1 protein-coding gene is annotated in these 255 nt (G+C 68.6%); it reads left to right on the top strand.

The window, feature by feature from the left end; translation table 11 throughout:
* A partial coding sequence (locus tag AB3X86_RS38510; RefSeq protein ID WP_368599924.1) for a Phenylacetic acid catabolic protein occupies positions 1–255 on the top strand: 255 nt, incomplete at both ends.

Raw genomic sequence — 255 nt, 5'->3', positions numbered from 1 at the left:
GCTGGCTGGTCGACGGCGCGGCGATCATGAACCAGATCCCGCTGTGCCGCTGCACCTACGGGCCGTACGCCCGCGCGATGATCCGCATCTGCAAGGAAGAGTCGTTCCACCAGCGCCAGGGGTTCGACGCGCTGCTCGCGATGATGGCCGGCACCGACGCGCAGCGCGAGCTCGTGCAGCAGGCGGTGAACCGCTGGTGGTGGCCGGTGCTGATGATGTTCGGCCCGAGCGACAGGGACTCGGTGCACAGCAACC

This window comes from Paraburkholderia sp. BR14374, assembly GCF_040948685.1.
Lineage (GTDB): Bacteria > Pseudomonadota > Gammaproteobacteria > Burkholderiales > Burkholderiaceae > Paraburkholderia > Paraburkholderia youngii.
The sequence above is the reverse complement of the archived record's forward strand: the minus strand, read 5'-3'. Positions and strand labels throughout refer to the sequence as shown.